This window comes from Burkholderia humptydooensis, from assembly GCF_001513745.1.
GTDB lineage: Bacteria > Pseudomonadota > Gammaproteobacteria > Burkholderiales > Burkholderiaceae > Burkholderia > Burkholderia humptydooensis.
In genome coordinates this window covers 3,933,727-3,959,077 of the sequence record NZ_CP013380.1, presented here as the reverse complement: position 1 = coordinate 3,959,077, position 25,351 = coordinate 3,933,727, and the positions used below count along the sequence as shown (strand labels likewise).

The following is a 25,351-nucleotide window of genomic DNA, read 5'->3' as shown; positions in this document are numbered from 1 at the left end:
TGCATCTGCGTCGATCGAACGGATCGGCGACATGCGCTGCGGCGTCGGCGAAAGCCCTGTGTGGCACGACGGCGAGGCGGCGCTCTACTGGACCGACATCACGGGCTGCGCGCTGTGGCGTTGGGAATCCGAAACGAATCGCGCGCACGCGTGGCCGCTGCCGGAGATGGCGGGCTCGATCGCGCTGATCGCGGGCGGCGGGATCGCGCTCGCGATGCAGACCGGCGTCTACCGCGTGCCGCGGCCGGCGCCGGACGTGCCGCTGCCCGAGCCCGCGTTGCTCGCGCGCGTCGCGCACGCGGCCGACGGCATGCGTTTCAACGACGGCCGCTGCGATCGGCAGGGACGTTTCTGGGCGGGCACGATGACGTGCGACACGTCGCTCGCGCGCGCGTCCGGCAGGCTTTATCGGCTCGATGCGAGCGAACGCGCGCTCGCCGCCGAATGCGACGCGCTGATCGTGCCGAACGGCCTCGCGTTCAGTCCGGACGGCCGCACGATGTACCTGTCGGACTCGCACCCGGCGCGGCGGATCGTCTGGGCGTTCGACTACGACGTCGACGCCGGGCATCCGCACGGGCGGCGCGTGTTCATCGACATGAACGCGCACGCGGGCCGGCCCGACGGCGCGGCCGTCGACGAGGACGGCTGCTACTGGATCTGCGGCGTCGACGCGGGATGCGTGCATCGCTTCACGCCGGACGGGCGGCTCGATCGCAGCATCGCGGTGCCCATCGCGAAGCCTTCGATGTGCGCGTTCGGCGGCGCGCGGCGCGACACGCTGTTCGTCACGTCGATTCGCACCGGAGACGATCCGCTGTCGGGCGCGACGTTCGCGCTCGATCCGCACGCGCGCGGCCTGCCGGAGCCCGCGCTGCGACTCTGATTCGGTGCGCGCGAGCCGCGGCGCGCGGCTCGCGCGAGCATGTGAAGACATACGACGACGTACAACGACATACGACGACATACGACAAAGGACGGAGACACCATGAGCGGAAAACGGATCGGCAACGTGCGCTGGTGGATGATCGGGCTCGTGACGCTGGGCCTCATCGTCAACTATCTCGCGCGCAACGCGCTCGCGACGGCGGCGCCCGAAGTCAACAAGCTGTTGGCCATCTCGACGCAGCAATACGGCTACATCGTCGCGTCGTTCCAGGCGGCATACATGGTGATGCAGCCGATCGCGGGCTACGCGCTCGATCTGCTCGGCACGAGGGTGGGCTTCGCCCTCTTCGCGCTGGCGTGGTCGCTCGTCTGCATGCTGCACGGCACGGCCGGCAACTGGATCGCGCTCGCCGCGTTTCGCGGCCTGCTCGGCATCACCGAGGCGGCCGGATTTCCGTCGGCGCTGAAGGCGACGTCCGAGTGGTTTCCGGCGCACGAGCGCTCGATCGCGACCGGATGGTTCAACATCGGCTCGTCGCTCGGCGCGCTGATCGCGCCGCCGCTCGTCGTCTGGTGCATGCTGCACGGCAGTTGGCGCATCGCGTTCGTCGTCGTCGGCGCGATCGGGCTCGTGTGGAGCGCGCTGTGGTTCGCGTTCTATCGATCGCCCGCGCAGCAGCCGCGCCTTCGCGCCGCCGAGCGCGACTACATCGTCGCCGGGCAGGAAGCGCCGCGCACGGATGCGGCGAAGCCGTCGTGGAGCGCGATCGTCAGGAGCCGGCGCTTCTGGGGGCTCGCGATTCCGCGCTTCCTGTCCGAGCCCGCGTGGCAGACGTTCAACTTCTGGATTCCTCTGTATATGGCGACTGTGCGCCACATGAACCTGAAGGAGATCGCGATGTTCGCGTGGCTGCCGTTCCTCGCGGCGGACCTTGGCTGCCTGTTCGGCGGCTATCTCGCGCCGTGGTACCGGAAGCGTTTCGGCACGACGCTGATCGCATCGCGCAAGATGGTGATGGCCACGGGCGCGCTGTGCATGATCGGGCCGGCGTGCATCGGGCTCGCGACGAGCCCGTACACCGCGATCGCGCTCTTCTGCATCGGCGGCTTCGCGCATCAGACGCTGTCGGGCGCGCTCTACACGCTCGCGTCAGACGTGTTCGGCCGGCACGAAGTGGCGACGGCGACGGGGCTCGCGGGGATGTCCGGCTATCTCGGCGCGACGCTCTTCTCGCTCGCGGTCGGCGCGCTCGTCGCCGTCGTCGGCTACGATCCGCTGTTCGTCGCGCTGGCGGCGTTCGATATCGTCGGCGCGATCGTCGTGTGGACGCTGCTGCCCGACGCGCAGCCCCGCGCACCGTCGAACGCCGCGCCCGAGCATGCGCGCGCGGCGTCGAGCGCGGGCGGTTGAGCGGCGCTCGCGCACGCGAATCCCGCAGGAAAGGGCCGCGCGCGAGCGGCCCTTCGTGCGTCATGCGCCGGAGAGCGCGCGTCAGAACTTCAGCATCAGCTTGAGGATGGCCGCGAAGCGCTTGCCGTACGGCGGCGCGATCATCGCGCGCGTGTTCAGGCGCGGCTGCGTGAGCACGGGCTTCATCTTCGAGAACGTGACGAAGCCGTCGTAGCCGTGGTACGCGCCCATCCCGCTCGCGCCGACGCCGCCGAACGGCAGCGTGCCGCATGCGATGTGCATCAGCGTGTCGTTGACCGTCACGCCGCCCGAGATCGTATTGCGCATCACGCGCTCGACGCTCGAACGGTCTTCGTCGAACAGATACAGCGCGAGCGGCCGCGGGCGCGCGTTCACGTAGGCGATCGCATCGTCGAGCGTGTCGTAAGGGACGATCGGCAGCAGCGGGCCGAAGATCTCTTCCTGCATCAACTGCGACGCGTCCGGCGCCTGCGTGACGAGCACGGGCGGCAGGCGGCGCAGCGCGGGATCGGGCGCGGCGTCGGTGAGCGGGTGGAGCTGCGCGCCGCCCGCCTGCGCTTCGCTCGCGAGCCGCTGCAGCCGCGCGAAGTGGCGCTCGGAGATGATCGACGTGTAGTCCGGGTTCGTCGGCAGATTCGGATAGAGTTTCGCCATCCGCTCGCGCGCCCGCGCGACGAATTCGGCCTCCCGGCCGCGCGGCACGAGCACATAGTCGGGCGCGATGCAGGTCTGGCCCGCGTTCAGCGTCTTGCCGGTGACGATCGCGTCGACCGCCGCGTCGAAGCGCGCGCGCGGCCCGACGATCACGGGCGACTTGCCGCCCAGCTCGAGCGTGACGGGCGTGAGGTTCTCGGCGGCCGCGCGCATCACGTGACGGCCGACGTTCGTCGAACCGGTGAAGAGCAGGTGATCGAACGGCAGCCTGCTGAACGCGGCGCCGATTTCGGCATCGCCGTTGACGACCGCGACGTGATCGCGCGCGAAGGTCTTCGCGATCAGTTCCTCGAACAGTTGCGACGTGCGCGGCGTCAGTTCGGACATCTTGACGATCGCGCGATTGCCGGCGGCGAGCGCGCAGATGAGCGGGCCCGCGGCGAGCAGCACCGGGTAGTTCCACGGCACGACGATGCCGACGACGCCGAGCGGCTGCGGCATCACCTTCGCGCGCGCGGGGCGCAGCCACTTGTTCATCGTCCGGCTCTTCGGCTTGATCCAGCGCTTGCCGTGCTTGAGCGCTTCGTCGATTTCCTCTTTCGCGAGCCAGATCTCGGACATCAGCACTTCTTCCTTCGCGCGATGGCCGAAGTCCGCATGGATCGCGGCCGCGAGCGCGTCGCGATGGTCGAGCAGCATCTTGCGCAGCGCGCGCAGATGGTCGGCGCGCGTCGCCCACGACGGATACGGCGCGCGCAGATACGCGGCGCGCTGGTCGCGCAACAGCGCGTCGAGCGTGGCCAAGCCGGGCAGATCGTTCTTCATGGCGTCTCCTGTGCGATACGGGTGTGGCCGGCATTCAGGCCGGGAACGCCCGCTCGATGAGCGCGGCGTGATCGATGGTGGCCGGCAGCGTGCCGAAGACGCGTCCGGTTTCGCTGCTGGCGTTGCCGAAGCGCGTGGCGACGAATGCCTGCGCGACGGCGGCGGGCCCGTCGCGCAGCAGCAGCGAGGCCTGCGCGACGAGTGCGATGCGTTGTGCGATCCGGCGCGCGCACGCTTCGCGCGGCTCGGGTTCGAGCGACAGCAGGCGCGTCAATTCCGCGAGCGCGTCGGCAAGCGGCGCGCTGTACCGCGCCGCGTCGCGCCATTCGTCGAAGAGCGCGGCGGCCGCGTCGGGCTCGCGCTCGATCGCGCGCAGCACGTCGAGGCACATCACGTTGCCCGAGCCTTCCCAGATCGAATTGACCGGGGCCTCGCGATAGAAGCGCGCCATCGGCCCGGTCTCGACGTAGCCGTTGCCGCCCCATACTTCCATCGCTTCGCCCGTGAATTCGAGCGTGCGCTTGCAGACCCAGAACTTCGCGGCCGGCGTGACGATGCGCCGCCAGCCGCGCGCCTGCGGCGAGCGCGCGGCCGCGTCTTCTTCGAACGCGTGCGCGAGCCGCATGAAGAGCGCGGTCGCCGCTTCCGATTCGAGCGCCAGATCGGCGAGCACGTTGCGCATCAGCGGCTGCTCGGCGAGCAGGCGGCCGAATGCGCTGCGATGCCGCGCGTGATGGATCGCCTGCACGAGCGCCGCGCGCATCAGCGCGGCGCTGCCGATCACGCAATCGAGCCGCGTGTAGTTCGCCATCTCGATGATCGTTGGCACGCCACGCCCTTCGTCGCCGATCATCACGCCGTACGCGTTCAGGAATTCGACTTCGCCGCTCGCGTTCGAGCGGTTGCCGAGCTTGTCCTTCAGGCGCTGCACGTGCACCGCGTTCTTGCCGCCGTCGGGCGAAAAGCGCGGCACGTAGAAGCACGAGATGCCCGCGCGCCCGGACGTGCGCGCGAGCACGAGATGCGCGTCGCATTGCGGCGCGGAGAAGAACCATTTGTGACCGACGAGCCGATACGCCTGCCCGCGCCCTGCCGCGCCGAGCGGGTACGCGTGCGTCTCGTTGCTGCGCACGTCGGAGCCGCCCTGCTTTTCGGTCATGCCCATGCCGACCATCATCGAGCGCTTTTGCGGCAGCGGCACGTCGCGCGCGTCGTGCTCGCGCGCATACAGCTTGTCGCGTAGCGTCGCAAAAAGGGCCGGTTCGTGTTGCAGCACCGGAATGCTCGCGAACGTCATCGTGAGCGGGCAGAGCGAGCCGGATTCGAGTTGCGCATGCAGGAAATAGCCGGCGCAGCGCGCGGCCATCGCGCCCGGTTGCGGCTCCGAGAACGGCAGCGCGTGCAGCCCTTCGCCGCGCAGCAGCGCGAGCAACTGGTGCCAGCTCGGATGGAATTCGAGCGCGTCGATCCGCTCGCCGCGCGGGCTGTGCGTCGCGAGCTCGGGCGCATGCCGATTCGCGAGCTCGGCGAGCGCGAGCGCATCGGGCGTCGTCAGCGCGGCGCCGTCGCGTGATAGCGCCGTTTGATGCCAGCTCGCGTCGTACCGTCGAACGGCATCGACGAGCGCGGCATCCGTTTCAAACGCGTTGTAATCGGAAAGCGGCGGCGCCTGGTTCGTCACCCGGTGCGTCGCCGTCATCAGGTTTTGCTGCATGCCTTTGTCTCCCATTTCGCGGGGCCCGGCTTCTGTTGACCGCGTCCTCCGCGCGAGGCGAATCCGGTCATCTTAAATTTAGTTCACGCCGACGTTTAGAGGAATCGCTCTTGAGTCGGGATGTCCCGGCTCGTTTTGCGTTCCTAAAATGCGCGAACATGACAGGCCTCATCCGGCGGTCTCGATTGCGATTCCAGTCGCCGGTGCGTGGATGACAAAACAGGGAGACGTGACATGCAGTACGACTACATTATTGTCGGGGCAGGGTCGGGCGGCGCGAGCCTCGCGGGTCGCCTGGCCGACGCGTGCCCGGACGCGACGATCGCGCTGATCGAAGCAGGCGGTCACACCGAACGCAATCTGCTCGTCAACATGCCGGTGGGAATCGCGGCGCTCGTGCCGTTCAGGCTCGGCACGAACTACGGCTACGAAACGGTGCCGCAGCCGGGCCTGGGCGGACGCCGCGGCTATCAGCCTCGCGGCCGCGGGCTCGGCGGCTCGAGCGCGATCAACGCGATGATCTACACGCGCGGCCATCCGCACGATTACGACGAATGGGAGCGGCTCGGCTGCACCGGCTGGGGATGGCGCGACGTGCTGCCGTACTTCCGCCGCGCCGAAGGCAACGAGCGCGGCGCGAACGAATGGCACGGCGCGGACGGCCCGCTCACGGTGTCCGACCTGCGCTTCCATAATCCGTTCTCCGAACGATTCATCGCGGCCGCGCACGAAGCGGGCTATCCGCTCAACGACGACTTCAACGGTGAGAATCAGGAAGGCGTCGGCTTCTATCAGGTCACGCATCGCGACGGCGCGCGCTGCAGCGTCGCGCGCGCCTATGTGTACGGCCGCACGCGGCCGAACCTGCACGTGATCGTCGATGCGACGGTGCTGCGCGTCGTGTTCGACGGCAAGCGCGCCACGGGCGTCGAGCTCGCGCGCGGCGGGCGCGTCGAGACGCTCGGCGCGCGCGCGGAAGTCATTCTGTCCGCAGGCGCGTTCAATACGCCGCAACTGCTGATGTGCTCGGGCGTGGGTCCCGCCGCTCAGTTGCGCCGTCACGGCGTCGCGCTCGTGCACGATGCGCCCGATGTCGGCGAGAACCTGATCGATCACATCGATTTCATCATCAACAAGCGCGTGAATTCGTCCGAGCTCGTCGGCATCTGCGTGCGCGGCGTCGCGAAGATGACGCCCGCGCTGTTCAGCTACCTGTCGAAGCGCGAAGGGATGATGACGAGCAACGTCGCCGAGGCGGGCGGTTTCATCAAGAGCGACCCCGGCCTCGATCGCCCCGATCTGCAACTGCACTTCTGCACGGCGCTCGTCGACGACCACAACCGCAACATGCACTGGGGCTTCGGCTATTCGCTGCACGTGTGCGCGCTGCGGCCGAAGAGCCGCGGCAACGTCGCGCTCGCGAGCGGCGATGCGCGCGTCGCGCCGCTCATCGATCCGCGCTTCTTCAGCGACGAACGCGATCTCGAACTGCTCATCCGCGGCGCGAAGGCGATGCGCCGGATTCTGTCGGCCGCGCCGCTCGCGTCGCAGGGCGGCCGCGAGCTGTATACCGACCCGGGCGACACCGACGCGCAGTTGCGCGCCGCGATCGTCGCGCACGCGGACACGATCTACCATCCGGTCGGCACGTGCCGGATGGGCACCGACGCGCGCGCCGTCGTCGATCCGCAATTGCGCGTGAAAGGGGTGGACAGGTTGCGGATCGTCGATGCATCGGTGATGCCGACGCTGATCGGCGGCAACACGAATGCGCCGACCGTGATGATCGGCGAGCGCGCGGCGGATTTCATCGTGGCCGCGCGCAACGGGCAGGCCGCGTCCGTTCCTCACGAGCGGGTCGCGGCGACGCACGGCGGCTGATGCGCGCCGCCGCGCGAGATGCCGCGGGCGCGACCGTCAGGCGAACGTGTCGACCATCCCGACGGTGCGCTGAGTCGCGCCGCTGGAAGATGCCGCCGCCGCGTCGCCGGGCGCGGCGTCGGCTGTCGATGCGCCGGACGCGCGCCGCGCCGCGGAGCCGTCCGGCGATTGTCGTTGCGGGGTTTGCTGCTGCTGTGCGGACGCAAAGCCGCCGTCGCTGACGCTCGCGCTGCCGAGCCCGAGTCCACCCGCTTCCATCGCTTCGCGCAGCTTCGGCAGCGCGGCTTCGACCGCTTCGCGCACTTGCGCGTGCTGCGATACGAAGAGCGCATGCGCGTGATTGTCGGCAACGCGCAGCACGACTTGCAGCGGTCCGAGGTCGGGCGGATTCAGCGTGAGCTCCGCGCTCTGCTGATGCGAGTTCGACAGGAACACGACCTTCTGGCTCAACGCGTCGGTCCAGTCCGGCGTGCCGACGGGCGGCGCGAGCGACGGCGCAGCCGATGCCGCCGCGGCGTTCGCGTTCGCGGCGAGCGCGGCGGGCGCCGTCTGTTGCAGCGCGGCCGGCGCGCTCGACGCCGCGAGCGTCGAGGGGGCGGAATCGGCGGCGTCCCGCAGCGCGGCGAGCGCGCCTGACGCGTCGGGCCGGGCGGCGTTCGCCGCCGCGTTCGCGATTGTGTTTGCGTTCGCCGGGTTTGCGCCCGAAGCGTCGGCAAGCGCCGCTTGCGCGGCGGGAGCCTTCGCGCCCGCGAGCACCTTGTCGAATGCGGCGCCGTTCGCGGCAAGCGAGGCGGGCGCGCCGCCGCCCCGGCCCGCCGGCTGCGCGGCCGGCGCGCTCGTCCGGCCGGCGCCTGTCAGCTTGCTCAACGCCGCGTTCAGCGCATCGCCGACCGGCGGCTGCGCGCCGGCGGGCGCGGACGAATCGGCGTCGCCGTTGGCGGCGGCGTTCGTCGCGGGCGTCGTCGGCGGATGCGCGGCGTCGCTCGCGCCCGCTTGCGCGGCGGCGGCGGCGGTCTGCGCGGCCTGCGCATCCGGCCGCGCCTGCAATTGCGCTTGCAGCGATGCAGCCGCGGCGAGCGTCGCGGCATCCGCTGGTGCAGACTGCGTCGCGTTCTTGTCGTCGTCCTGATCGTCCGGCTTTCCGGACGCCTTCGCGTTGTTCGCGCTCGCCGCGGTCTGCCCGCTCGCGCTCGGCGTGGAAGCGTTCGCGGCATTGCCCGTCGCGGTATCTGTCGAGGCATTCGTTGCGGGTTTCGTCGCGGCGTTCGTCGCATTGCCGGTGTTTGGCGCGCCGGCGCTCGCGTTCGCCTGGCGCTGCGTCTGCACGCTTTGCCTGAGCGTCTGCGCGAACGGCGCGGCGGACGATGCGTCGCCGGACGGCGCGCCCGATGCGCCGGACGCGTTCGCCGCGGCGCCGGCCGACGACTTGACCATCGCGCTCGCTGCGCCGAGCAGCGTACCGATCAAGGGAAGAGGAGGCATGGCGGATCTCGTGTTCGGGTTCGATGGAGGGCGCTTACTTCGCCGCGTCCGCGCGCATGCGCAGCGCCTTGGCCGCATGCTCGTCGGCGTCGCGCTGCTCGCGCTTCGCGGCGCGTTGCGCTTCCTGGCGCGCGCCGCGCGCCTGCAGGATCTCGTACGAGCCGAGCGTGCGCTTTTTCGCCTGCCACTCGGGGCGCGCCGTGTCGATGCGCGTCTGCGCGGCGGCGAGCACGCGCCGCTGCTGCTCGATCGCCGCGTCGAGCGTGTCGAGGAACGCCTGGAAGTTGCGCCAGTTGCCGGCGGGCATCCCCGATTGCGCGGACTCGGCGAAGCGCACGCGATACTCGTCGCGATAGCGCACGAGCGCGTCGAGCTGCGCCTGCGCGTCGGTGCGCTCGCGCTGCGCGCGCCCGAGCTGCTTCGTCGCGGTGTCGAGTTCGTCCTGCGCGCGGTCGAGCAGGAGCTGGAGCGGAAACGTTTGGGCCATGACGATCAGCCTCCTTCGGATTCGAACAGCGCATCGAGCGCGGCGAGGCTCGGCGCGTATGGCGCGCATTCGCGAAAGCCCTGCTGCAGGAACGATTCGATGCGCGGGTACAGCGCGATCGCGCGGTCGAGCTGCGCGTCGCGCCCCGGCGCGTATGCGCCCACCGCGATCAGATCGCGATTGCGCTGGTAGCGCGACAGCATCTGCTTGAACTGGCGCACGCGCTCGAGGTGCGCGTCGTCGATCAGCGCGGTCATCGCGCGGCTGATCGACGCTTCGATGTCGATGGCCGGGTAGTGGCCGGCTTCCGCGAGCGAGCGCGACAGCACGATGTGGCCGTCGAGAATCGCGCGCGCGGAATCGGCGATCGGGTCCTGCTGGTCGTCGCCTTCGGTGAGCACCGTGTAGAACGCGGTGATCGAGCCGCCGCCTTCGGGGCCGTTGCCGGTGCGCTCGACGAGCGCCGGCAGCTTCGCGAACACCGACGGCGGATAGCCTTTCGTCGCGGGCGGCTCGCCGATCGCGAGCGCGATCTCGCGCTGCGCCATCGCGTAGCGCGTGAGCGAATCCATCAGCAGCAGCACGTGCTTGCCCTGATCGCGGAAGTATTCGGCGAGCGTCGTCGCGTATGCGGCGCCCTGCATCCGCAACAGCGGCGACACGTCGGCGGGCGCCGCGACGACGACGGAGCGCGCGAGCCCGTCCTCGCCGAGGATCTGCTCGATGAATTCCTTCACTTCGCGGCCCCGCTCGCCGATCAGGCCGATCACGATCACCTCGGCGCTCGTGTAGCGCGCCATCGTGCCGAGCAGCACCGACTTGCCGACGCCCGAGCCCGCGAAGAGGCCCATCCGCTGGCCGCGGCCGACGGTCAGCAGCCCGTTGATCGCGCGCACGCCGACGTCGAGCACGTGATGGATCGGCTCGCGATCGAGCGGGTTGATCGAAGGCGCGGTGAGCGGCGCGTCGACCTTCGACGCGAGCGGCCCGAGATTGTCGAGCGGGCGGCCCGACGCGTCGACGATGCGCCCGAGCATCTCCCAGCCGACGGGCAGGCGCTTCGCGCCCGCGAGCGGATCGGCCACGGGCGCGCTTTCGAGCGGCCAGACACGCGCGCCGGGCAGCACGCCCGCGACCGCGGTGGTCGGCATCAGGAACAGGCGCTCGCCCGCGAAGCCGACGACCTCGGCTTGCGCATACGGCAGCGCGCTGCCCGCGGGCAGCTCGATCGTGCACTCGGCGCCGACCGACAGCCGCAGCCCGATCGCTTCGAGCACGAGGCCCGCCGCGCGAGTGAGGCGTCCGCACGGGCGCAGCGGCAGCGCGCGCGCGTTGCGCTCGCGGATGCCGTCGAGATGCGTGCGCCAGTGCGCGAGATGCGGATTCGCGAGCGCCGCGCGCGGGCTCGGCGTGCCCGTCGCGAGCGGGCGCGGGGGCGCGTGGTGATGGGCGCCGAAGCTGCCGTCGCGCGCGGCCGCGTCTTCGTGCTCGGGGCCGCGCGACGCGAGCGCGAGCTCGCGCTCGAGCGCGTCGAGTTCGTCGCGGCGGAGCACGTCGCCGCAGGCGTCGTTCACCATGCGCTCACCTTGCCGAGCGCGGCCGCGACCCGCTCCCAGCGGGTCGTGAGCGTCGCGTCGATTTCGCCCGTCGACGCGTGCGCGCGGCAGCCGCCGCGCTCGACGCCCGCGTCGGTGCGCACGCTCCAGCCGAGCGTGTCGAGCTCGTCCTTCAGATACGCCTCGACGACGGGCAGATCCGCGGGATTCACGATCAGATGCGGCGCGCCGGCGAGCGCGGGCTCCGAGGCGAGCACCTCGCGCGCGGCCGCGATCAGCGTGGCCGGATCGTGCTGCACGTGCTGGCGCACGACCTGCTGCGCGATCTCGAGCGCGAGCGTCGCGATGTCGTCGGCGAGATCGCGCTCGACGCCCGCGAGCGCGTCGCGAAACGACGCGGCGAGCGCGGCGAGCTGCGCGCCGTGCGCGCGCGCTTCGACCTGGCCTTCGTCGAAGCCCTTCGCGCGCCCTTGTTCGTAGCCGGCCTGATAGCCGAGCGCCTGGCCTTCGACATGGCCGGCGGCGAGTCCTTCCGCGTGCGCGGCGTCGCGCACGCGCTGCAGTTCGGCGGCGAGCGCCGCCGCCGCCGCGCCGCCGTCGTCGGGCGGAGGCGGCGGCGGGGGATCGAACGAAGCCATCTCCCACCGCTGGTACGCGGTGACGGGCTTGCCCGGCACGCTCGCGCGATCAGACATACGCGTCTTCCGCCTTGCCGCCGATCACGATCTGGCCGCTCTCGGCGAGGTTGCGCACCACCTGCAGGATCTTGCGCTGCTGCGTCTCGACTTCGGACACGCGCACCGGGCCGCGCGCGTCGAGATCCTCGGCGAGCAGCTCGGCCGCGCGCTGCGACATGTTCGACAGGAACTTCTGCCGCAGCGCGGGCGGCGCTCCCTTCAGCGCGACGATCAGCGCCTCCGATTCGACTTCCTTCAGCAGCAACTGGATCGCGCGGTCCTCGAGGTCGAGCAGGTTCTCGAACACGAACATCTGGTCGATGATCTTCTGCGCGAGATCGGGATCGTATTGCTTGACGTTTTCGAGCACCGCCTCTTCGTGCACGCTCGTCATGAAGTTCAGGATCTCGGCCGCGGTGCGGATGCCGCCCATCGGCGCGCGCTTCAGGTTGTCGCTGCCGGACAGGAGGCCCGTCAGCACGTCGTCGAGCTCGCGCAGCGCGGTCGGCTGAATGCCGTCGAGCGTCGCGATCCGCAGCAGCACGTCGTTGCGCAGCCGCTCGGTGAAGCACGACGCGATCTCGGACGCCTGGTCGCGGTCGAGGTGCACGAGAATCGTCGCGATGATCTGCGGATGCTCGTTCTTGATGAGCTCGGCCACGGCCGCCGAATCCATCCACTTGAGCCCTTCGATCCCGCTCGTGTCGCTGCCTTGCAGGATCCGGTCGATCAGCACGCCCGCCTTGTCCTCGCCGAGCGCCTTCGTCAGCACCGAGCGGATGTACTCGCTCGAATCGAGCGACAGCGCGGTGTGCTTTTCGGCTTCCTGAACGAAATCGTTAAGCACGTCCTCGACCTGCTCGCGCGTGACGTTCTTCAGCGCGGCCATCGCGGCGCCGATCTTCTGCACTTCGCGCGGCGCGAGGAATTTGAATACCTGCGCGGCCTCTTCCTCGCCGATCGACATCAGCAGGAGCGCGCTCTTGGTCAAGCCTTCAGCGTTCATCGGACACCCAGTTCTTCACGACGGTTGCGACGATCTTCGGGTCCTGGCGCGCGATCGTGCGCGCGTAGTCCAGGTTGCGTTCGTAGCGGTTCTTCTCGCTTTCGAAGGCGAGCAGGGCCGGATGCTCTTCGTCCTCCTCGACAAGCTGCTTCTTGTCGGGGCTCGGCAGGCCGTCGAGCGCGAGCGCGTCGTCCGGGCCGTCGAGCGCCGGCACGGCCGCCGCCACGGGCTGGGCGGGCGGCGGAAACGCGCGGCGCAGCGCCGGGCGCACGAACATGAAGTACAGCGCGGCCGCCGCCGCGGCGACGCCCAGCCACTTCGCGATGTCCTTGCCGAGCTCGATCATGTCGGGCTGGCGCCACCACGGCAGGTTCGCGAACGGGTCGGCCGCGGCCGAGAACGCGCTGTTGACGACGTTGACCGAATCGCCGCGCTTCTCGTCGTAGCCCATCGCGTCCTTCACGAGCTGCTGGACCTGCGCGAGCTTGTCCGCGGCGAGCGGCTGCATCGTCACGCGGCCCTTCGCGTCGGCGGCCGGCTGATAGTTGACGACGACCGCGACCGACAGCCGCTTGATCGTGCCCATCGATTGCTCGACGTGGCGCACGGTCTTGTCGAGCTCGTAGTTCGTCGTCGAATCCTTGCGGTCGCTGACGGGCGTCGCGGCCGGGCCGGCCGGCTGGCCGTTGCTCGCGACGATCGGCGCGGACGCGGGCTGCGGCGGCGTGTTCGACAGCGCGCCCGGCACGCCCGACGCGCCGCTTTGCGCGAGCTCGGTCGCGGTGCTCGTCTGCTGGCTGCGGATCGCGCTCTGCTGCGGCGTGCCGTTCGGCCCGTAGCTCTCCGAGGTCTGCTCGATCTTCGAGAAGTCGACGTCGGCGCTCACCTGCGCGCGCGCGTTGCCGGCGCCGAAGATCGGCGCGAGGATCGCGTCGATGCGCTTTTGCGTGTTGCGCTCGATCTGCTGCACGTACTTGAGCTGGCTCGCGTCGAGGCCGGTGGCCGACGCGGTCTGCGTGAGCAGGTTGCCGTCCTGGTCGACGATCGTCACGTTCTTCGCGGGCATGTCGGGCACGCTCGACGACACCATCCGCGTGACGGCGAGCACCTGCCCTTCGTCGAGCACGCGGCCCGGGTACAGATCGACGAGCACCGACGCCGACGGCGCCTCGCGGTCGCGCACGAACACCGACGGCTTCGGGATCGCGAGATGCACGCGCGCGGCGCGCACCGCGTTGATCGATTCGACCGTGCGCTGCAGTTCGCCTTCGAGCGCGCGCTGGTAGTTGACCTGCTCGGCGAACTGGCTGATGCCGAATTTCTGGTTGTCCATCAGCTCGAAGCCGACCGAGCCGCCCTTGGGCAGCCCCATCGCGGCGAGCTTCAGGCGCGTCTCGTGCACCTGGTTCGCGGGCACGAGGATCGCGCCGCCCGCGTCGGCGAACTTATAGGGAACGTTTGCCTGCTGGAGCGCGGTGATGATCGCGCCGCCGTCGCGGTCGGACAGGTTGCTGTACAGCACGCGATAGTCGGGCGCGCGGCTCCACAGCACGATCGCGACGATCGCGGCGATGGCGAGCGCCGCGCCGATCAGGAGCGGCAGCCGCGGATTGGTCCTCATCCGCGCGAGGCCCGGGATGCGTTCGGCGAAGCCGCCCAGGCCGAAATCCGCGCCGCCCGCCGCTGCGCCGGGCAGCGCGCCCGCCGCGGCCGCGGCTTGCGGCGGCGCGCCCGCGAGGCTCGAACGGGCGTCGGGGTTGATCAGCGAGTTGGCCTGCGAGTCCATGCGTCGAGTATCTCCACTGCGGGCTGAATGCCGGCTCGGCGGAGCAGGCGGACATTGACACGGTGCGATTATCCGCAGCGCGGCCAGGCGCGATCGGACGAATAGAGCCGGGTTTCGGCCGTACTTCTGCGGCTTTCGCCGTGGCGCGGCTGCTATGCTTTTTCGCAATCCGGCTCTCGCCACGCTCGCGGGAAGCCGGAGTTCCCCCCGCCGGGCCCGCGCGGCCCGGCTTCTTTTGCGGAGATCACATGGTTGCCCCCGTCAACGGCATCGCTTCGGCGCTGCAACAGATGCAGGCGATGGCCGCGCAGGCCGCGGGCGGCGCGGCAGGCCCGGCCACGACGCTCGCCGGCTCCGGCGCGGCGACGGCCGGCTCGTTCGCGAGCGCGATGAAGGCCTCGCTCGACAAGATCAGCGGCGATCAGCAAAAGGCGCTCGGCGAGGCGCACGCGTTCGAGATCGGCGCGCAGAACGTGTCGCTCAACGACGTGATGGTCGACATGCAGAAGGCCAACATCGGCTTTCAGTTCGGGCTACAGGTGCGCAACAAGTTAGTGAGCGCCTACAACGAGATCATGCAGATGTCCGTCTGACGGCGCCCGCCGGCGCCGCGTCATTTCGCTAAAGCTTTCGGGCTTCCTTACCGATAACGTCGATACAAGCCCGCGCCGTGCCGCGCACGGAGCGGTGGTATCGAATCGAATGCACCAAAGAGGAGCAACGCCATGTTTACCCCAGGCCACGCGGGAGCTAGTGCCTATGCGCGCGTCGGCGTCGAAACCGGGGTGATGGGCGCGTCTCCCCACCGGCTCATTGCGATGCTGTATCAGGGCGCGCGTCAGGCGATCGCGCATGCGCGGCTGCATTTGCAGCAGGGCAACGTCGCCGCGCGCGGCGAGGCGATCGGCAAGGCGATCCGCATCGTCGAGAGCGGCCTGCAGCAGTCGCTGAATCTGGAAGCCGGCGGCGACATCGCATCGCGCCTCGACGCGCTCTACGCGTATGTCTGCCGGCGTCTGCTGCAGGCGAACGCCGATGCGAGCGAGCCGATGCTGATCGAAGCCGATGGCCTGCTCGCGACGCTCGAGGACGCGTGGACGGGCATCGGCCCGGAAGTGGCCAGGATGAGCGCGCAAGCGGCAACGGAACAGTCGCGATGAATCGGAACGACGAATACTTTGCCCGTTACGAAGCGATCGCCGACGTGTCCGGGCGGATGCTCGTCGCGGCTCGCGATGCGGCATGGCACGCGATGGGCGGGCTTCAGGACGAATATCTGCGGCTCGTCGACGGGCTGAAGGAGGCCGAGCGGGGCGTCCTGCTCGACGAAGCCGAGCGCACCCGCAAGTTCGAGCTGATCCGCCGCATCCTCGCCGACGACGCCGCGATCCGCAATCTCGCGAGCCCCGAGGTCGCGCGGCTGTCCGCGTTCTTCCACGCGGGCCGCTCGACGCTCAAGGATCTGTACCGGGCGCGCGGCTAAAGGGCAGGGCGCGCCGCCGCCTTCTGGCGCGCTGGCTCGCGCGGACGAACGGCGCGCGTTCGTTGCCGCGGATGGCCCGGATTTCATTCGGCGCGCGTCAGGATTCACGATGACCGGTATCGACACCGCTGCCGCCGCCATCCTGGCGAGCCGCATCGACAGCCTTCTCGACGCGATCCAGCCCTCGGCGGGCGGCGCGGCGGCGGCGCAGGTCGGCACGTCCGGCGCGCCGCCCGCGGCCGCGACACCGCCGCAGCCGGGTGCGGGCGGGCCGCCGCCTGCGTCCGCGCAGGCCGCGCTGTCCGAGGTCGGACTCACGCTCGACGCGATTTCCCGCTACGGCGGCGGCGCGACGCCCGCCGTCGTCGGCGCCGCGCCGCTGCTGCCCGCGGCGCCCGCCACTTTTGCCGCTTTTGCCGCTTCCGCCGTGCGGGCGGCGCTGCTCGATCCGCTGCTCGTCACGCCCGATGCCCGCGCCGGCAATCCTGCGCCTTCCGCGGCGGAGGCGGGCGCGCCAGGCGCGCAGGCCGCCGCGCAGGCAGCTTTGGCGGCGTCGCCCGCCGCCGCGCTGAGCCTCGCGCTCGCGCAGGCTGTTGCTCAGAGCGGCCTCTTCTACGAGTCTCACCTCGCCCAATGGCTCGCCGGCCAGCGCACGACGGCCGAGCTCGCGCGCGAGCCGCAGGCGCGGCTCGCAAGCGGCGCTCCGCCGGGCGCGCCGGCCGGCCAAGCGGGCGATGCACTCGACGATGCGCTCGCCGATCTGCTCGCCGCGCGTCTGCCGCTGCCGGAGGGCGGCCGCGATGCGCTCGCGCGGGCGGGCGCGCGCGCGCCGGCACCGCCGGGGGGCGGCGCGGACGAAGGCGCGGCGGCGTCCGGCCGCGCGCCGGCGAACGCGGCGGCGCTCGCGCGTTCCGTCGATGCGTATGCGGCGCTCGCCGACGCCAACGGCAAGCCCGTCGGCGCGCCGGCCGCGCAGGCGGCGCTCGCGCGGCCCGGCATGCCGGCGGCGAGCGCCGACGCGCCGGCGCCGGTCGCGGCCTCGCTGCATGCGGCGACGCTGCCGATCGTGCGCCAGCAGCTCGATCTGCTCGCGACCGATCAGTTTCGCTGGATCGGCGAGGCGTGGCCGGGCGCGCGGCTCGACTGGACGATCGAGCCGGACGAGCAGCAAGGCCGCGAGCGGCCCGCGTCCGACGCGGATTTCCCGGATGCGCGCGGCTGGCGCACGCGCCTCACGCTCGCGCTGCCGTTGCTCGGCACGGTCGACGCGGAGCTCGTGCTGAACGGCGAGCAGCTTGCCGCACGGCTGCGCGCGAGCGAGGCGGGCGCGGCGCGGCTCGCGCCGCACGGCGAGGCGCTGCGCGCGCGTTTGCAGGCGCTCGGGCTGCAGGTGAGCGGCCTGTCGATCCGCGCGATCGACGGCGCGCCGGACGGCTACGACACGGCGGCCGCGCGGGCGGCCGCCTCCGCGTATGCGCGCGCGGCGGCGGGCGGCGAAGCCGGGGCGGCGGGGATGGCCGGCGCGTCGGGCGCCGGGCGTCGTGAGCCGCCGTCGCAGGTCGGGGCCGGCGACGACTGGGAGCTCGCGCGATGAGCGGGCCGCAGCGCAAGCGCGCCGCGGTGCTCGCGTATGACGCGAAGGGCGGCGACACCGCGCCGCGCGTCGTGGCGAAGGGCTACGGGCTCGTCGCCGAGCGGATCATCGAGCGCGCGCGCGATGCCGGACTGTACGTGCACACCGCGCCGGAGATGGTGTCGCTGCTGATGCAGGTCGACCTCGACGCGCGGATTCCGCCGCAACTGTATCGGGCGGTCGCGGAACTGCTCGCGTGGCTGTACGCGCTCGAAAGCGGCGCGGGCGACAGCGGCGATGGCGGCGGCGCGCTGCCGGTTTTTCCGCCGCTGCCGAAGCGGTGAGTGCCTTGGCGCCGGACGTCGAGCGTGGGCGCGAGGTGTCCCGCGTGTGGCGGGCGTTTCGGGCTCGGCGCGCGTGACGCCGACCGGTCGCTTCGCGGGACTTGGGGGCGGTGAGGCGAGGAACGGGGGATCGATGGATCGCCGCATCGCCGGATCGACAAGTCGAATGATCGACGAATGGCTCGACGGCTCCGCCTCGGGACCTTGCTGTTCGGCGATTCCCCATCCGGCGACATTGAGTCCGCCGCCATTTTATGTAATGATATCCATTCTCATTTAATTGATGCGGGCGGCGCGTGACTCGGTTGCGCGCCGCCCGATATTTTGTGCGAATGGAAGCCGAAGCGTGAACGCGCCCGAATCGATCGAAAAACACTCCGGCGTCGTGGTGCCGTATCCGGGCTCGCCGCGCAAGCTCGACGAATCCGCGCTGGCCGACCGCCGCCGCTGTTCGCGGCGCGCGACGTTCATCAAATGGCTGCGCAAGGTGCACGGCTGGGTCGGCCTGTGGGGCGCGGTGCTCGGCCTGCTGTTCGGCGTGACGGGCGTGCTCCTCAATCACCGCGCGCCGCCGCTCAAGATCTCGTCCGGCGAGCCGCAGGTCAGCCAGCTCCAGCTCGCGCTGCCGTCGCCCGCGCCCGCGACGCCTCACGCGATGGCCGCGTGGGTCCGGCGCGAGCTCGCGTTCGACGGCCGGCTCGGCCGCGTCCGCAAGGACCCCGCGCAGCCCGTCGCGTGGGGCGGCCGGCGCGTCGAGCAGCCCGAGCACTGGCAGTTCGGCCTCTTCGGGCCGCGCAGCAACGTGCAGGTCGAATACTGGAAGGGGAACGGCTACGTGTCGGTGAAGCGCACCGACAACGCGTTCCTCACGACGCTCAACAACCTGCATCGCGGCGTCGGCATGAACCTGTTCTGGGTGCTGCTGATGGATACGATCGCGGGATCGATGGTGCTGCTGTCGCTGACGGGCGTGCTGCTCTGGACCGAGCTCAACAAGCGGCGCACGGTCGGCGTCGTGCTCGTCGCCGGCTCGGTGGCCGCGGCGCTGGTGGCGGGCTTGTCCTGACGCGCGCGCCGCCGGCCGCCGCTTTCCGGGCGACGCGCGCGACGCGCGCTTTGCGGCGGCCCGAGCGCCCCGACGCGCGGATCGCCCAACTCACCCCTTCGTCGCGCCGAACGTGATTCCCGCGACGAAATTCCTCTGCATCGCGAAGAACATCGCGACCGACGGCAGCGCGGCGAGGATCGAGCCCGCCGACACGAGATTCCACGACGTCGTCCATTGCCCCTTCAGCGCCGCGACGCCCGCCGTGATCGGCGCCGCCTCGTCGCCCTGCGTGAGGCACAGCGCCCAGAAATAGTCGTTCCAGACGAACGTGAAGACGAGGATCGCGAGCGCGGCGAGCGCGGGCCGGATGAGCGGCAGCACGATGCGGCGAAACACGGTCCATTCGCCCGCGCCCTCGACGCGCGCGGCCTCGATCAGCTCGAACGGCAACTGCTTGATGAAGTTGCGCAGGAACAGCGTGCAGAAGCCCGTCTGGAATGCGACATGGAACAGGATCAGCGCCTCGACCGTGTTGAACACGCCGAGCCGCAGCGACAGATCGCGCACGGGGATCATCAGCACCTGCACCGGCACGAAGTTGCCCGCGACGAACGTGCCGAACAGCGCGGTGTTGCCGCGAAAGCGATAGGTCGCGAGCGCGTGGCCCGCCATTGCCGCGAGCGCGATCGAGCCGAGCACCGAAGGCACCGTGATCTGCACGCTGTTCCAGAAGTAATGGAGCATCGGCGAGCCCGTCAGCGCGTCGCGGTAGTTCTCGATCATCGAGAAGCGCTTCGGCCAGCCCCAGTAGCGGCCTTCCTGGAGCTCCTCGGTCGAGCGGACCGACGTGATGAACACCGCGATCATCGGCAGCAGCCAGACGACGAGCGCGACGGGCAGCGACAGCCTGTACAGATTGCGCGAGACGGGCTTCCATTGCTGGACCGGCATCGGAAACATGGCGGCACCTCACTGTTCGTTGCGCAGCATGCGGCGCAGTTGGAAGACGATGTAGACGAGCATGATCGCGAACAGCACGACGGCGATCGATGCGGAATAGCCGAGGCGGTAATACTTGATCGCCTGGTCGTACATGTAATACGCGAGCACCGTCGAGCTCTCGAACGGGCCGCCGCCCGTCATCACCGAGATCAGGTCGAAGCTGCGCAGCGCGCCGATCACGGTGACGACGAGCGCCATGAAGGTCGTCGGCCGCAGTTGCGGCAGCACGACGTGCCAGAACAGCGTGAAGCCGCGCGCGCCCTCCATCCGCGCGGCCTCGATCTGCTCGGCGTTGAGCGCCGTGAGGCCGGTCAGGTAGAGGATCATGCAGTACGCGGTCTGCGGCCACAGTGCGGCGAGCACGATGCCGAACGTCGCATAGCGCGCGTCGCCGAGCACGGGCACGCCGTGTCCGACGACAAGCGCGAGCAGGCCGAAGGTCGGATCGTAGAACCACGAGAAGACCAGCCCGACGACGACGCCCGACAGCACGAACGGCGCGAAGCAAAGCGATTTGACGAGCCGGATGCCGCCGACCGCCTGGTTCAGGTACAGCGCGAACGCGAGGCCGAGCGGCGGCGCGAGCATGAAGAGCGCGAGCCAGATCACGTTGTTCTTCAGCGCGGTGTAGAACGTCGGCGCGTGCAGCAGCTCGACGTAGTTCGCGACGCCGACGAAGGTGCGCGCCGTCATGCCGTCCCAGTTGTAGAGGCTCAGCCACATCGTCGACAGGATCGGCCAGATCACGTAGACGGCGACCATCGCGCAGGCGGGGGCGAGAAAGAGCCACGCGGCGCGCCGCTGCCCGCGCGCGGTGCGCGACGGCCGGCGCGCGGCCGGCATGGCCGGCACGGCGGATGCGATTGGCGCGACGGGCGCGCGAGGCCCGGCGTCCCGGCGCGATCGCGCGGCGGGGCGGGCGTCGACTCGGCGGGGCATGGTCGAACGGGTCACGGCGAACTCCTGAACCGGAAGGAAGGCGGCGGCGCGCGGCCGCCGCCGGCTTACTTCTTGTAGATTCGCTTGCGGGTCTGCTCGAGCTGCGCGAGCACGGCGTCGAGTTGCGCGGGACTGGCCATGAACTGCTGCATGCCCTTCATTCCTTCGTCGGCCATCTCCTTTGTCATGTCGCGATCGTAGAACTGCGCGACGCCGCCCTTCGTGTCCGAGAGAATCCGGAAGCCGATGCGCGAGATCGGATCGTCGGGTTCCGGCGACTTGCTGTTCGCCGACAGCGAGCCGAGCCCCTGCGCGAGCTTCGCGCCGATCTCCGGCGTCTCGACGAACGCGAGGAACGTGCGCGCGTCGGCCTTGTTCTTCGCCTTCGCCGGGATGTGCAGCGACTCGACCGGACCGTCCTCGGCGGTCGGCACCGACGCATCGATGATCGGAAACTGGAAGTAGCCCATTTGCGGCTTCACGTTCTGCGGAAAACCCGCCGCGATGAACGTGCCCATCAGCATCATCGCCGCCTTGCCCTGGAACAGGAACGGCTGCGCGCCGTCGAGATCGTAGGACAGCGCGTTGTCGATGAAGTAGCCGGCGTCGATCAGCATCTTCCACGCCGTGTAGACCTTCTTCACGCGCGGGTCGGTGTACGGCACGTCGCCCGCCATGAGCCGCTGGTGGAACGCGTTGCCGTTGATCCGCAGATCGAGATAGTCGAACCAGCCGGCGAGCGTCCACGCGTCGCGGCCGCCGATCGCGATCGGCGTGATTCCCGCCGCCTTCAGCTTCTTGCATGCGGCGAGAAATTGATCCCAGGTCTTCGGCTCGTCGGCCACGCCGACCTTGCGCAGCAGGTCCTTCCGGTAGAAAAGGCCCCATGAGTAGTAGACGGTCGGCGCGGCGTACTGCTTGCCGTTGTACGACGACGCGTCTCGCGTCGACGCGTACATCGCGTTCCAGCCGTTCTTCGCCCAGTCGGCGCTCAGGTCCTCGAACAGGCCGCGCCGCGCGTAGTACGCCATCCGCTCGCCCGCGTGCCAGTTGACGATGTCGGGCGCGACTGTCGTGAGCCACGCGGGCAACTGCACCTTGTACGCTTCTTCGTCCACGAAGGTCGCTTTCACGTCGATGTCCGGGTGCGCCTTGTGGAACGCGTCGAATGTCGACTGCCATACCGCGCGCTGGCTCGCGCCCTTGAACGCGATGTTGACCGCGAGCGTGCCCGCGCGGGCGGGCGATGCGGCGCCGAACGACGCGGCCGCGACGGCGGCGGCCGCCGCGAGCCCGGCGACGAAGCGGATGGGGCGATGGTCCATGTATGTCTCCGATGTGGGTGTGGGTGAGCGGCGCCGCGCGGGCGCCGGTACGGCCGGCTCCGTCAGCCGCGATAGGCCGCGACGCCGCGCGGCTCGACCCGTGCCGCGCCGAGCACGAAGTCCGACGGCGGGATCGCGTCGATCGTGTACGGCGCGTTGCCGTAGTTGAAGACGTACGTGATGCCGCCGCGGCGGCTTACGCGGACGCTGTCGCTAAGCGGCACGGGCGCGAGCCCCGCCTCGGCGGCGACGTCGGCGAGGAGCCGCGCGGTCGTTCCTTCGTCGAAGAGGGCGGCCCAATAGTGCAGCCGGCCGTGCGCGACGCACGCCGGATGGCCGTCGGCGAAGCGGGCGCGCACGTCGCCGCGCGCGGCGTCGCGCAGCTCGACGAGATCGCGCCAGTGACGCGCGGCGCCCGAGAATGCGGTGCCGTCGCCGAGCGCGCCTTCGACGCGTTCGGCGACATTCGGCCGCAGCGACTCGGCGCGCCACACGCGGATCGGCACGATCGAGGCGAGCGGGCCGGGCGGCAGCGTCGGCGGGATCTGCAGGTCTCGCGTCTTCGAGCCGGTGCGCGGGCCGAGCACGACGTGCGTGCTCGACGCCGAGAGCCGGGCGGCGAAGTCATCGGGCACGACGGGCAGCGGCGGCACGACGATCAGCCGATAGCCGTCGAGCGGCGCGTCGGCCGGGATCACGTCGACGTCGAAGCCGAGCGCGCGCAGCGCCGAGTAGTATTCGAACGCGAAGCGCGGGTAGTGGAAGTCCGCGCCCTGCGGATGCACTTCGAACAGCCACTTCGCTTCGTAGTCGTAGATCAGCGCGACCGGCGCGCGCACGGCCGCGTCGGCCTGCGCGCCGGCGGCGTCGCGCAGCGCGGCGATCTCCTGCGCGACGAGCGCGGCTTCATGCCCGCCGACGTCGAGCACGTCGTCCGGCGTGTTCAGCCCGGCGTGCATCTGCTCCTGCGCGAACGGCGCCTGCCGCCAGCGGAAGTACGACACGCAGCCCGCGCCGTGCGCGAACGCTTCCCAGCTCCAGAGGCGCACCATGCCGGGCAGCGGCGCCGGATTCCATTGCGCCCAGTTGACGGGGCCGGGCTGCTGCTCCATCACCCAGAACGGCGCTTTCGACATCCCGCGATAGAGGTCGTGGTTGAACGATGCGAAATCCGGATGGCCCGTGCGCAGCCAGCGCGCCTTCAGCTCCGGCGCGAACCATTGCTCTTCGAGCGCGCCGAGCGGGTAGCTGTCCCATGCGGCGAAATCGAGATCGCGCGCGACCGCGTAGTGATCGAACTCGGTGAAGAGCTGCATGAAGTTGTGCGTGACGCCGCGCCCGGGCGAGTGCGCGCGGATCGCGTCGACCTGCATCCGGTGATAGCGCGCGAGCTCATCCGACGCGAAGCGGCGATAGTCGAGGCGATGCGAAGGATGCGCTTCGGTCACGGTGCCGACCGGCGCGTCGATCTCGTCGAAGCGCCGATACTCCATGCTCCAGAATACCGTGCCCCACGCGCGGTTCAGCGCGTCGACGGTCCCGTAGCGCGCCTTCAGCCAGTCGCGAAAGCGCGCGAGCGCGGCGCTCGAGTAGCTGACGACCGTGTGGTGGCAGCCCATCTCGTTGTCGGTCTGCCAGTGGCGCACGGCCGGATGCCGGCCGTAGCGCCCGGCGACCGCCGTGCAGATCCGCTGCGAGGCTTCGTAGTACGCCGGCGACGAGAAATCGTAGTGGCGGCGCGAGCCGAACGCGCGCGGCCGGCCGTCGGCGCCGATCGCGAGGATGTCGGGATGGCGGTCGATCAGCCATTTCGGCGGCGTCGCGGTCGGCGTGCACATCACGACGTCGAGCCCCGCTGCGCCGAGCACGTCGATCGCGCGATCGAGCCAGCCCCAGTCGTATTCGCCGGGCTCGGGCTCGATGCGGCTCCACGCGAATTCGCCGATCCGCACCTGCTCGATGCCGAGCGCCTTCATCCGGCGAGCATCTTCCGCCCACATCGATTCGGGCCAGTGTTCCGGGTAGTAACAAACGCCGATGCGCATGCCGGGTCCTTATGCGTAGTGGGGAACGTCGGCGCACGCGGGCACCGCGCGGCCGTCTTCGGTGAAGAGATGGCAGGCGGCCGCGCTCGCCTGCAGCCGCACGCGTTCGCCCGCGCGCATCCGCGCGTCGCCCGGCACCTTTGCGACGAGCGTCGCGCCGCCCGGCTCGTCGAGATGCACGTAGCTCAGCTCGCCGAGGTGCTCGACGAGTGCGACGTCGCGTGTGAGCGTCGCGCTCGCCTGGGCGTCGGCGAGCGCGAGATGCTCGGGGCGGATGCCGAGCGTCACCGCATCGCCGACGCGCAGCGCGGCGTCGCCTCGCGGCAGCGTCAGCGCTTCGCCGGTGGCGAGCGTGACGGTCGTGCGATGGGTGTCGCGGCCGGCGACGACGGCCGGCAGGAAGTTCATCCGCGGCGAGCCGATGAAGCCCGCGACGAACCGGCTGTTCGGCTGGTGATACAGCTCGAGCGGCGTGCCGACCTGCGCGATGCTGCCGGCGCGCGCGGTGTCGGCGCCCGCGTGCAGCAGCACGATCTTGTCGGCGAGCGTCATCGCCTCGGTCTGGTCGTGCGTCACGTAGACGACGCTCGCGTTCGCGAACTGCGCGTGCAGGCGCGCGATCTCGATGCGGGTCTGCACGCGCAGCGTCGCATCGAGGTTGGAGAGCGGCTCGTCGAACAGAAACACGCCCGGCTCGCGCACGATCGCGCGGCCGATCGCGACGCGCTGCCGCTGGCCGCCCGACAACACTTTCGGCTTGCGCTCGAGCAGCGCGTCGAGCTGCAGGATGCGCGCGGCGTCGCGCACTTTCCTGTCGATCACGGGCTTCGGCGTGCGCGCGAGCTTCAGGCCGAACGCCATGTTTTCGTAGACCGTCATGTGCGGAAACAGCGCGTAGCTCTGGAACACCATCGCGACGCCGCGCTCGGCGGCGGGGACGTCGTCGACGCGCCGTCCGTCGATCAGCAGCTCGCCGTCGCTCGGGTCTTCGAGCCCGGCGATCATCCGCAGCAAGGTCGACTTGCCGCAGCCGGACGGACCGAGAAAGACGCAGAATTCGTGCGCGCCGATCTCCAGATCGACGTCGCGGATGACGGGCGCGCCGTCACCATAGGCTTTGCGCACGCGCCTCAATGAAATGCTCGCCATTGTCTCCACTCCATGTTCTGATGCATCGAGTATGATTAAGCGCTTAATCATCGGG

General features: G+C 70.3%; 22 protein-coding genes. 9 read left to right on the top strand and 13 right to left on the bottom strand.

Features of this window, described 5'->3' with window-relative positions; genetic code table 11:
- The first annotated feature begins 31 nt into the window (after positions 1 to 31).
- Together AQ610_RS17700 and AQ610_RS17695 are read left to right on the top strand one after the other, a co-directional pair.
- Positions 32 to 886 carry an SMP-30/gluconolactonase/LRE family protein gene (locus AQ610_RS17700; RefSeq protein ID WP_015600630.1) on the top strand — a complete coding sequence of 285 codons (855 nt, stop codon included), beginning with the start codon at positions 32 to 34 and terminating at the stop codon, positions 884 to 886.
- 102 nt (positions 887 to 988) lie between these two features.
- A complete protein-coding gene (locus AQ610_RS17695) occupies positions 989 to 2,299 on the top strand; it encodes an MFS transporter (protein ID WP_006024159.1) in 1,311 nt (436 codons plus the stop codon).
- Positions 2,300 to 2,380: 81 nt separating this feature from the next.
- Here AQ610_RS17695 and AQ610_RS17690 read toward each other — a convergent pair whose 3' ends face one another.
- Positions 2,381 to 3,799, bottom strand: coding sequence for a coniferyl aldehyde dehydrogenase (locus tag AQ610_RS17690; RefSeq protein WP_006024160.1), 1,419 nt, complete (start codon positions 3,797 to 3,799; stop codon positions 2,381 to 2,383).
- Between the two features lie 34 nt (positions 3,800 to 3,833).
- Positions 3,834 to 5,513: an isovaleryl-CoA dehydrogenase gene (locus AQ610_RS17685; RefSeq protein ID WP_009910987.1), complete on the bottom strand. Its 1,680-nt coding sequence runs from the start codon at positions 5,511 to 5,513 to the stop codon at positions 3,834 to 3,836.
- Between the two features lie 234 nt (positions 5,514 to 5,747).
- Here AQ610_RS17685 and AQ610_RS17680 point away from each other — a divergent pair, with 234 nt between their 5' ends.
- Entirely contained in the window at positions 5,748 to 7,394 is a 1,647-nt protein-coding gene (locus AQ610_RS17680) for a GMC family oxidoreductase (RefSeq protein WP_043281912.1), read from the top strand.
- A 36-nt stretch (positions 7,395 to 7,430) separates the two neighbouring features.
- Here AQ610_RS17680 and AQ610_RS17675 read toward each other — a convergent pair whose 3' ends face one another.
- Genes AQ610_RS17675 through fliF form a run of 6 tightly spaced genes read right to left on the bottom strand, consistent with a single transcriptional unit; the run spans position 7,431 to position 14,388 of the window.
- The gene (locus tag AQ610_RS17675; RefSeq protein ID WP_043281915.1) at positions 7,431 to 8,876 is read right to left on the bottom strand and encodes a flagellar hook-length control protein FliK; all 1,446 of its coding nucleotides are present in this window, start codon (positions 8,874 to 8,876) and stop codon (positions 7,431 to 7,433) included.
- Between the two features lie 34 nt (positions 8,877 to 8,910).
- Positions 8,911 to 9,363, bottom strand: a complete 453-nt coding sequence (fliJ, locus tag AQ610_RS17670; protein WP_006024164.1) for a flagellar export protein FliJ — start codon at positions 9,361 to 9,363, stop codon at positions 8,911 to 8,913.
- A gap of 5 nt (positions 9,364 to 9,368) precedes the next feature.
- Positions 9,369 to 10,940 carry a flagellar protein export ATPase FliI gene (fliI, locus tag AQ610_RS17665; RefSeq protein ID WP_009910999.1) on the bottom strand — a complete coding sequence of 524 codons (1,572 nt, stop codon included), beginning with the start codon at positions 10,938 to 10,940 and terminating at the stop codon, positions 9,369 to 9,371.
- Positions 10,934 to 11,614 carry a flagellar assembly protein FliH gene (gene fliH / locus AQ610_RS17660; RefSeq protein ID WP_009911001.1) on the bottom strand — a complete coding sequence of 227 codons (681 nt, stop codon included), beginning with the start codon at positions 11,612 to 11,614 and terminating at the stop codon, positions 10,934 to 10,936. The genes fliI and fliH overlap by 7 nt, the downstream gene beginning before the upstream one ends.
- Positions 11,607 to 12,602, bottom strand: a complete 996-nt coding sequence (fliG, locus tag AQ610_RS17655) for a flagellar motor switch protein FliG (RefSeq protein WP_009911003.1) — start codon at positions 12,600 to 12,602, stop codon at positions 11,607 to 11,609. Before fliG ends, fliH begins: the two co-directional genes overlap by 8 nt.
- On the bottom strand, positions 12,592 to 14,388 hold the full coding sequence (gene fliF / locus AQ610_RS17650) for a flagellar basal-body MS-ring/collar protein FliF (RefSeq protein WP_006024169.1): 1,797 nt from the start codon (positions 14,386 to 14,388) through the stop codon (positions 12,592 to 12,594). Before fliF ends, fliG begins: the two co-directional genes overlap by 11 nt.
- A gap of 248 nt (positions 14,389 to 14,636) precedes the next feature.
- On the opposite strand from fliF, the gene fliE reads away from it, so the two are divergent.
- The 6 genes from fliE (at position 14,637) to AQ610_RS17620 (ending at position 18,854) form a co-directional block, all read left to right on the top strand.
- Entirely contained in the window at positions 14,637 to 14,981 is a 345-nt protein-coding gene (gene fliE / locus AQ610_RS17645) for a flagellar hook-basal body complex protein FliE (RefSeq protein WP_006024170.1), read from the top strand.
- Between the two features lie 132 nt (positions 14,982 to 15,113).
- Positions 15,114 to 15,548, top strand: coding sequence for a flagellar export chaperone FliS (fliS, locus tag AQ610_RS17640; protein WP_009911010.1), 435 nt, complete (start codon positions 15,114 to 15,116; stop codon positions 15,546 to 15,548).
- On the top strand, positions 15,545 to 15,871 hold the full coding sequence (locus AQ610_RS17635; RefSeq protein ID WP_006024172.1) for a flagellar protein FliT: 327 nt from the start codon (positions 15,545 to 15,547) through the stop codon (positions 15,869 to 15,871). The genes fliS and AQ610_RS17635 overlap by 4 nt, the downstream gene beginning before the upstream one ends.
- A gap of 109 nt (positions 15,872 to 15,980) precedes the next feature.
- A complete protein-coding gene (gene fliK / locus AQ610_RS17630; protein WP_059213577.1) occupies positions 15,981 to 17,465 on the top strand; it encodes a flagellar hook-length control protein FliK in 1,485 nt (494 codons plus the stop codon).
- On the top strand, positions 17,462 to 17,788 hold the full coding sequence (locus tag AQ610_RS17625; RefSeq protein WP_006024174.1) for an EscU/YscU/HrcU family type III secretion system export apparatus switch protein: 327 nt from the start codon (positions 17,462 to 17,464) through the stop codon (positions 17,786 to 17,788). The genes fliK and AQ610_RS17625 overlap by 4 nt, the downstream gene beginning before the upstream one ends.
- A gap of 346 nt (positions 17,789 to 18,134) precedes the next feature.
- On the top strand, positions 18,135 to 18,854 hold the full coding sequence (locus tag AQ610_RS17620) for a PepSY-associated TM helix domain-containing protein (RefSeq protein WP_006024175.1): 720 nt from the start codon (positions 18,135 to 18,137) through the stop codon (positions 18,852 to 18,854).
- 90 nt (positions 18,855 to 18,944) lie between these two features.
- Here the strand turns inward: AQ610_RS17620 and AQ610_RS17615 are convergent, their stop codons facing one another.
- The 5 genes from AQ610_RS17615 to AQ610_RS17595 all read right to left on the bottom strand — a co-directional run bounded on the left by AQ610_RS17615 (position 18,945) and on the right by AQ610_RS17595 (position 25,296).
- The gene (locus AQ610_RS17615) at positions 18,945 to 19,796 is read right to left on the bottom strand and encodes a carbohydrate ABC transporter permease (protein WP_006024176.1); all 852 of its coding nucleotides are present in this window, start codon (positions 19,794 to 19,796) and stop codon (positions 18,945 to 18,947) included.
- A 9-nt stretch (positions 19,797 to 19,805) separates the two neighbouring features.
- A complete protein-coding gene (locus tag AQ610_RS17610) occupies positions 19,806 to 20,681 on the bottom strand; it encodes a carbohydrate ABC transporter permease (RefSeq protein WP_043281917.1) in 876 nt (291 codons plus the stop codon).
- 161 nt (positions 20,682 to 20,842) lie between these two features.
- Positions 20,843 to 22,102, bottom strand: a complete 1,260-nt coding sequence (locus AQ610_RS17605; protein WP_006024178.1) for an ABC transporter substrate-binding protein — start codon at positions 22,100 to 22,102, stop codon at positions 20,843 to 20,845.
- 62 nt (positions 22,103 to 22,164) lie between these two features.
- Positions 22,165 to 24,147: a beta-galactosidase gene (locus AQ610_RS17600; RefSeq protein WP_006024179.1), complete on the bottom strand. Its 1,983-nt coding sequence runs from the start codon at positions 24,145 to 24,147 to the stop codon at positions 22,165 to 22,167.
- A 9-nt stretch (positions 24,148 to 24,156) separates the two neighbouring features.
- Positions 24,157 to 25,296 carry an ABC transporter ATP-binding protein gene (locus AQ610_RS17595; RefSeq protein WP_009916671.1) on the bottom strand — a complete coding sequence of 380 codons (1,140 nt, stop codon included), beginning with the start codon at positions 25,294 to 25,296 and terminating at the stop codon, positions 24,157 to 24,159.
- Positions 25,297 to 25,351 lie beyond the last annotated feature (55 nt).